The organism is Tissierellales bacterium, assembly GCA_025210965.1.
Lineage (GTDB): Bacteria > Bacillota > Clostridia > Tissierellales > JAOAQY01 > JAOAQY01.
In genome coordinates, this window is the sequence record JAOAQY010000089.1 from 24,392 (window position 1) to 31,512 (window position 7,121).

Here is a 7,121-nt window from a genome sequence, read left to right on the forward strand (position 1 = left end):
TTTATGGTTCTATAACTTAGAAAGTATAGAATTTCTATGTTTTAATTTAAATAAAGAGGGTTATTTCAAAACAGATACAATTATCTATTTTGAAATAACCCTTTATTTTTTAAATAAGTAGATAGCGTGATACCATCATATAATGAGCAAAACTTCCTGCTAGTATAAATAAATGAAATATTTCATGAAATCCAAAAACTGAAATTTTAAGTTTTTTTGACTTAGTTCCATAAATTATTGCTCCAATAGTATACAAAAGACCACCAGCTAAGAGCCAAGCGAAACCAGCTGAAGGAAGTGAGCGGTAAATTGGAACAATGAAAAAGATAGCAAGCCATCCGAGTATAAGGTAAAATGCTGTGTAAAGCCATCTAGGAGCATTAAACCACACTAGCTTCATGATTATACCAAGAGCTGCTAGACTCCAAACTACGCCAAATAAAATCCATCCAAGAGTGCCTTTTAATGTTATCAGGCAGACTGGTGTGTATGTGCCTGCGATTAGAACATAAATCATGGAGTGATCAATTCTTCTTAAAATGGCCTTTAGCTTCTCAGAACCAGAAGCCCAGTGATAAACTGTAGAAGCAGTATAGAGAGCAATCAAGCTAATTCCAAATACTATTGCTGCGGCGATTTGCAACCCATTTCCATGAACTACACCTTTATAAGTCATCCATCCAAGTGCACCAGCAGACAGTAATGCACCAATAAAGTGTGTCATTGTATTTACAGGTTCTTTCATTTTAAACATAGAAACCTCCTAATTAAAATATAACTAATTCAAAATGAAAACTATTTTCATTCATATATTAATGATACTACTTTAGATACATACTATCAAGAAGAGAAAATGTGAATATATATTTTTTATAAATCGGAAATTTCGATAAAGAAAATCGTAAATTTCAATTTCACAAATAGTAAGATAAAAGGTATAATCAATTAACAATAAAAGCAAAAATGTAATAGATACAATGGAGGGGAATCATGAATATATTTGAACCAGTTAAAATAGGAAATATAGAACTTAGAAATAAAACTGTAATGCCACCTATGTGTATGTATAATGCTGAAAATGGTTTGGTTAATTCTTTTCACGGACTACACTATAGTGCTAGAGCATTTTCAGAAGTTGGGCTTGTAATTGTAGAATCAACAGCAGTAATTCCAAATGGAAGAATTACAAGTGGGGATTTGGGGATTTGGTCAGATGAGCACATATATGGTCTTGGTGAACTTGTTCTTAGAATTAAAAAATACGGTGCGGCTGCGGGAATTCAGTTGAATCATGCAGGTAGGAAATGCCAAATAACGTCTAATGATATTTATTCGCCATCACCAATACAATTTTCGGAAAAGTTTAATACACCTCTAGAAATGAGTATTGAGGATATAGCAGTAGTAAAATCAGCATTCGTAAATGCTGCAAAAAGAGCTGTGAAAGCGGGATTTGATGTGATAGAAATACACAGTGCTCATGGATATCTTTTACACCAATTTTTGTCGGCAGAAACGAACAAGAGAAATGATCAATATGGTGGCAAATTGGAAAACAGAATGAGGTTATTAAAGGAAATAATTCAAGAGGTGAAATATGAAATAAAGGATAGAGCTGTTTTAGCAGTTAGACTTTCTGCGATAGATTATGCAGATACGCCTTTGACGATAGATGATACAAAAATAATAATAAGAGAAATAGAACCATATGTTGATTTATTTGATATAAGTTCGGGAGGTTTGATACCAAATCCTAGAATAGATGTATTTCCAGGCTACCAAACTCACATTGCGAGTGAGGTAAAAAAAATAACAGAAAAACCTGTTATTGCTGTTGGATGGTTAAATGGGCTAGAAGATGAGGAGCTTGAAAAATTATTGGATGAGGATTGTGATTTGTTAGCATTTGGAAAGGCTCTGATTAAAAATCCTAATTACGTTTTGGATTTGAGTGTAAGAACGGGAAATGATAATTTAAGAATTCAAGGGTATAGAGACGCCTATGGTATTTAAGAACAATCTAGTAGATTTAGATAATCTAGAGTTTTTCTTGTAGGCAACATAAATACCAACACTATATTTAGAAGCATCTAATGGCTCGGCTTTTAGATGCTTTTTTGATAGTACATCTCTTATAATCATTTGAGGTAAAAGTGAAACACCAGATTCTGAAATAACCATTTTCTTTATGGCTTCAATGCTCCACATTTCTATTGTATTTGCTAGAGATAGATTATGCTCTATAATAAAAGAATCAAATAATTTTCTGTAAGCACATTCTTTTTCGCCTAGATAAAGAGTGTGTTTTTTACTTTTTATATTTTCTAGAGTATCCCCAACTAAGTACATATTGTGTCTAGAAAGCTCGAAAAACGAAAGATTTTTTGAAGTATAATTGTGTTCTACAAAGAACGCTAAATCTATATCTCCATTTGCTATTAGTGTTGGAATTCTATAACAAGATTCGTGCTTTACTCGTATATTTATTTGCGGATGATTTGTCTTGAATTTTTTTAAGTACGGTTCTAATTCATAAGCTAAGAGAGACTCTGGAGCAGCTATTGTTATATTACCGATTGGACTATCTTTAGAATTCTTTATTTCAGCCATAGTGTCGTATATAGATAATAGTTTTTTACAATGCAGTAAAAATTCCTGTCCATCTTCAGTTAGTTTGAGCTTTTTTCCAATTCTATCGAATAGTAAAAGTTCAAATTCTTTTTCTAAAATGTTTAAATGTGATGATACAGTAGATTGAGCATAGCCTAGATTCTCAGCAGATTGTGTCATGTTTTCTGTTTTAGCTAAATCTACAAAAGACCTTATGTGTTTGAAATCCAAAGAAACCACTCCTTATAAAAATGTCATTGAAATAAATTTCTCTATGTGTTCTGATACATTATCAGGTAAGTTAAAATCAAATTGCCTTGTGAGATGATGAGGATATTTTAGTCCTCTTGAAGATAAAAATCTTTCTATTAAAGCGACTTTTTCTTCTCTATCAGGTAGCACTTGATAAATTACATACCAGTCTTCAAGGCTCATAAGTGGGATTTCTATATGGTCCAAATCTAATCTTTCAGGTGTAGATTTTTTTGAAAATACATATTTATATAGGCCCTGATCGTGCTTTATAGTAAATCCGGATATTATTTCAACATCAATGCCACCTATGCTGAATTCATAAAACTCATCGGAAATGCAGCTATCAGATGGAGTGCGTTCTTTTAATTTTCCAAGTGTAGATAATATATCGGCAGCTTTTTTCGAGTCATCTTGATGAACTAGTATATCTATATCTCTAGGAAAATCGACTATACCATGTGCGAATAATAGTACTGAACCTCCGATTCCCCAGCGTATTTTTTCTTCATTTAAAGCTAAACCAACTTTTTTTAGCGTGTCAATTAACATAAAAAACCTCCTAGATGTTTTTATATCATTATACTATAAAAAAATAGTTAAAAAAATACCCCAGATATCACATGTAATATCTGGGGTATTCCGAAAGGAAATAATAATTATTATTCCCCACCTTCTAACTCCCATTAGAATTTGGGTTGTGTTTTGAAAAGGGTCGTTTTCAAAAAACGGAGAAAGTTATATTTTTAAAAATTTTGGGTTGGGAGTTTCAAGTGATTGATTCAGCGTTCGATAACATTATAGTATGGTTTACAAAAAAATAAAATACTAATTCCACGAAAGGTAGTAAATCGACCGCAAAAAACAGTAATCATGGTTGAATATTTGTGTTAAGACTGAAAAATAGCTATTTATATACAGTTCTATTTTCATAAAAATAAAAAGAACTCTTTGGGAGAAGAGCTCTTTTATTTTTTAAAAGAACGTTGAGAGTTCTTTTGAGGTTTTCAATCACAATGATATCATAAGGCAAAGGGATTAAATGATATCGCCAAAATATGATTGAAAGGGCTAGGGTTTCTTGGCAAATTCATTGTAGCATAATTGAGAATAAAAATCAGAGCAATTGCATGAAAGGCTATTTTTTAAGCATGAAAAACAGAAATTAATGTATGAGTGGAAAAAATATTTTTATAAAGAAAAAACTGCTTTGACATTTGTCACGATTAACTCTAAAATGATGATAGGTGTATATTGAAAAAAGGTTTGAGAAGAAAGGGGAGAGGGGATGAAGAAAGTTAACTTCAAAAAGCCAGTAGATGGCTTGAAAAAACTGAATTTTAAGAAAGCTAAGGCTGTAGTTAAAAAAAATCCATTTAAGGGTAAATCATTTGATTTAAAGAAAGCGATTAGTATGGTAAAGGCACCTTCGTCGATGAGACATATGAAGCTTAAGTATAAGCTATTGTGGCTAGTTGGTTTGGCGGGACTATTGCCAGTATTGGTATTATCTGTATTTAATTTTTATAATTCAAGCAAGATGATTGAGAATGAAGTGTTCAAAAGTGCTGCATTGTTTGGAGACAGAACGGCAGTTGAATTAGATGAATATTTTTACCGAATTGAGGGAGATGGTAGAGTATTATCGAAATTAGAGGATGTGTACCAAGGAATTCGTGCGAGAAATAAAGAAGGTGCATTTAGCACACTTTGGTATGCGAGTTATAATAATTTAAATGAGTCTATGATGCAGGCTGTCAAGGAGTATGGATTTACAGACGTGTTTTTGACTGATGACAAAGGATCATGTATATTTGCTTCAGTCAATAAAGGTACATTAGAATCAGCAGATTTTTCTAAGCGTGCTTATGTTAAAGTAGCTCTTGAAGGAGAGCAAAACTGGTCAGAGTTATTTTATTCTGATGTTGTGAATGCCAATGTAATGGTTCTTTCATCACCAGTTTATGAAAATGGATATAACGGCAAACTTGCTGGAACATTGAACTTGATGATTGATGAAGAAGCTTTAGATTCAATTGTTCACGGTGGCTTGGAAAGTTTAGGAACATCTTCAGATGCATACTTAATTGATTCAAGCGGGAAATTACTTACAAATACACTCAGAGGTTCATTTAAGGAAAATGCTTCAAATAAAGAAATTATAAATACTAAGGCATTTGAATCATTAAAAGAAGCTATGGTTCAAAATGATTTTGACTTCAAAAAATCAGATTCATACAGAAACTATGAAAATGAAAGAGTACTAGGTCATTTAGAGGTAGTACAATTTGGTGGAAGAGCTATAGGTTTGGTAATAGAACTTCAAGAATCAGAAGCGTTTAGAGCCACTTCATCGCTTAGAACTACAAGCGTAATAATATTTATATTTGCTATAATAATTGGTGGAATAGCATCTTTAGTGGTTGGTCGAACTATATCTAGACCTTTAAATAAGACTCTTTTATACGCACAAAGAATTAGTGATTTAGATTTGCGAGAAGATGTTGACGATAAATTCCTAACTAGAAGAGATGAAATGGGAGATATAGCGAGAGGTATTCAAGGTGTAATAGAAAATTTGAGAATCTTTGCTGATCAAGTAACTGAAGCTTCACAAAAAGTGACTGCTACAAGTCAGGAATTTACTGCAACGAGTCAGCAATCAGCGTCAGCGTCGGAAGAGGTAGCGCGCACTATAGAAGATATAGCAAGAGGAGCTTCGGAACAAGCTGAAGAAACAGAAGGTGGAGCAGCAAAAGCAGATGAGCTAGGAGTATTGATTGACGACAATAAAGGGTATATCGATTCGCTTAATAGTGCATCTAATGTAGTAGATGATAAAGTTAAGGAAGGTTTGAATATACTAAAAGATTTGATTGAAAAAACAATGGAAAGTGGACAAGCTAATTTTGAGATAAAAGAAGTTATAGGAAATACAAATAAAAGTTCAAACAAAATTGGTGAAGCTAGTGCTATGATATCTTCAATAGCACAACAAACTAATCTATTAGCTTTAAATGCAGCCATAGAAGCTGCTCGTGCTGGTGAACACGGCAGAGGTTTTGCTGTGGTAGCAGATGAAATAAGAAAACTTGCCGAGCAGTCTGCAAACTCAACTAAAGAGATTGATGCTATGGTTAAAGAATTACTATCTAATTCTGATTCGGCTGTTAGCACTATTGAAAAAGTAGCACATATAGCAGAAGAACAAGCCATCATAGTGAATGAGACCGAGACAAAGTATAGAGAAATTCAAAAGGCTATAGAAAGAGTATACGAAGAAGTGACTCATCTAAATACGTCTGGAACGACTATGGAAGCTAAGAAAGTTGAAATATTAGATAGCTTACAGCATTTATCTGCAATTGCAGAAGAAAATGCTGCATCAACAGAGCAAGCATCAGCTACTACAGAAGAACAAGCAGCATCTATGCAAGAGATTGAGAGGTCTAGTGAAATACTTGCAGACCTTGCAGGAAATTTACAAGAATCCATAGAACGATTTAAAATTAAGTAATTTAAATGTTAAAGTAACGAGATGTAAAGTTATGTTATAAAAGAGGCTGAGTAAAAATAGAGTTATCTATTTTTACTCAGCCTCTTCGTGTAGGTTGGGTAGTGAGGCATGTAGCTGCAAATAATCATATCGCTTGATTATTTAGACTCACTGATAAAAGTAATGTTATATATTAGATTTTCATAATATGAATATTGACATTAATGCACGTAAACCAAAATTTGAATTTCACTAATTTTTTCCTTTAATGCTTTGTATTCATCAGAGAGATATCCGATAAATTTGTAAACACCAGGTTTAGAGTTGTCGAATTCATGATCAGCTTTCCATGTACTAATTGGAACTTTGCACTTATTTTTTACCAAAACTATTTCTTTGGGGAAATTAGCGATAATTTCGTTTACACAAGAGTATAGAGTGTGGTTTGCTTTACCAGCATTAAAATTTCCAAGAGGTTGGAACTCAATCAGATTTCCATTTTTGTTTTTTGTCATATTCATAATTATTAATCCATCCTTTCATAACTAACTCAATTGAGATTATAGCAATGTAGATGGTTAAAGGCAATATATCTTACAATAAGAATACATAACCTACACACAAATATAATTAATTGTATAGTAAACTAGATGATAAATACAAAAAATACAAAATATAATTGTGATTAAAATTAGCGAGTAAAGGCACGTAATAGCTTTGTAGAACCAGTAAATATAAACTTACCAGTTGATGCAGGGATAAA

The 7,121-nt window shown here is 32.5% G+C and carries 6 protein-coding genes; 2 read left to right on the forward strand and 4 right to left on the reverse strand.

Translation table 11 applies throughout. The features are described 5' to 3' along the window. Positions 1-109 precede the first annotated feature (109 nt). Positions 110-754: a hemolysin III family protein gene (locus N4A40_06755; protein MCT4661547.1), complete on the reverse strand. Its 645-nt coding sequence runs from the start codon at positions 752-754 to the stop codon at positions 110-112. Between the two features lie 236 nt (positions 755-990). Here N4A40_06755 and N4A40_06760 point away from each other — a divergent pair, with 236 nt between their 5' ends. Beyond that, positions 991-2,013 carry an NADPH dehydrogenase gene (locus N4A40_06760; protein MCT4661548.1) on the forward strand — a complete coding sequence of 341 codons (1,023 nt, stop codon included), beginning with the start codon at positions 991-993 and terminating at the stop codon, positions 2,011-2,013. Here N4A40_06760 and N4A40_06765 read toward each other — a convergent pair. Both N4A40_06765 and N4A40_06770 read right to left on the reverse strand, forming a co-directional pair. Further along, on the reverse strand, positions 1,975-2,841 hold the full coding sequence (locus N4A40_06765) for a LysR family transcriptional regulator (GenBank protein MCT4661549.1): 867 nt from the start codon (positions 2,839-2,841) through the stop codon (positions 1,975-1,977). The genes N4A40_06760 and N4A40_06765 overlap by 39 nt on opposite strands. Positions 2,842-2,853: 12 nt before the next feature. Then, entirely contained in the window at positions 2,854-3,414 is a 561-nt protein-coding gene (locus tag N4A40_06770; protein ID MCT4661550.1) for a nucleotidyltransferase family protein, read from the reverse strand. A gap of 736 nt (positions 3,415-4,150) precedes the next feature. On the opposite strand from N4A40_06770, the gene N4A40_06775 reads away from it, so the two are divergent. Further along, positions 4,151-6,379 carry a methyl-accepting chemotaxis protein gene (locus N4A40_06775; protein ID MCT4661551.1) on the forward strand — a complete coding sequence of 743 codons (2,229 nt, stop codon included), beginning with the start codon at positions 4,151-4,153 and terminating at the stop codon, positions 6,377-6,379. A 200-nt stretch (positions 6,380-6,579) separates the two neighbouring features. On the opposite strand, the gene N4A40_06780 is transcribed toward N4A40_06775, so the two are convergent. Next, the gene (locus N4A40_06780) at positions 6,580-6,879 is read right to left on the reverse strand and encodes a hypothetical protein (protein ID MCT4661552.1); all 300 of its coding nucleotides are present in this window, start codon (positions 6,877-6,879) and stop codon (positions 6,580-6,582) included. Positions 6,880-7,121 lie beyond the last annotated feature (242 nt).

Bases quoted from the DNA above. Each gene is read 5' to 3' on its own strand.
- N4A40_06755 (MCT4661547.1), bottom strand. From the start codon at position 754: ATGTTTAAAATGAAAGAACCTGTAAATACAATGACACACTTTATTGGT.
- N4A40_06760 (MCT4661548.1), top strand. From the start codon at position 991: ATGAATATATTTGAACCAGTTAAAATAGGAAATATAGAACTTAGAAAT.
- N4A40_06770 (MCT4661550.1), bottom strand. From the start codon at position 3,414: ATGTTAATTGACACGCTAAAAAAAGTTGGTTTAGCTTTAAATGAAGAA.
- N4A40_06775 (MCT4661551.1), top strand. From the start codon at position 4,151: ATGAAGAAAGTTAACTTCAAAAAGCCAGTAGATGGCTTGAAAAAACTG.
- N4A40_06780 (MCT4661552.1), bottom strand. From the start codon at position 6,879: ATGAATATGACAAAAAACAAAAATGGAAATCTGATTGAGTTCCAACCT.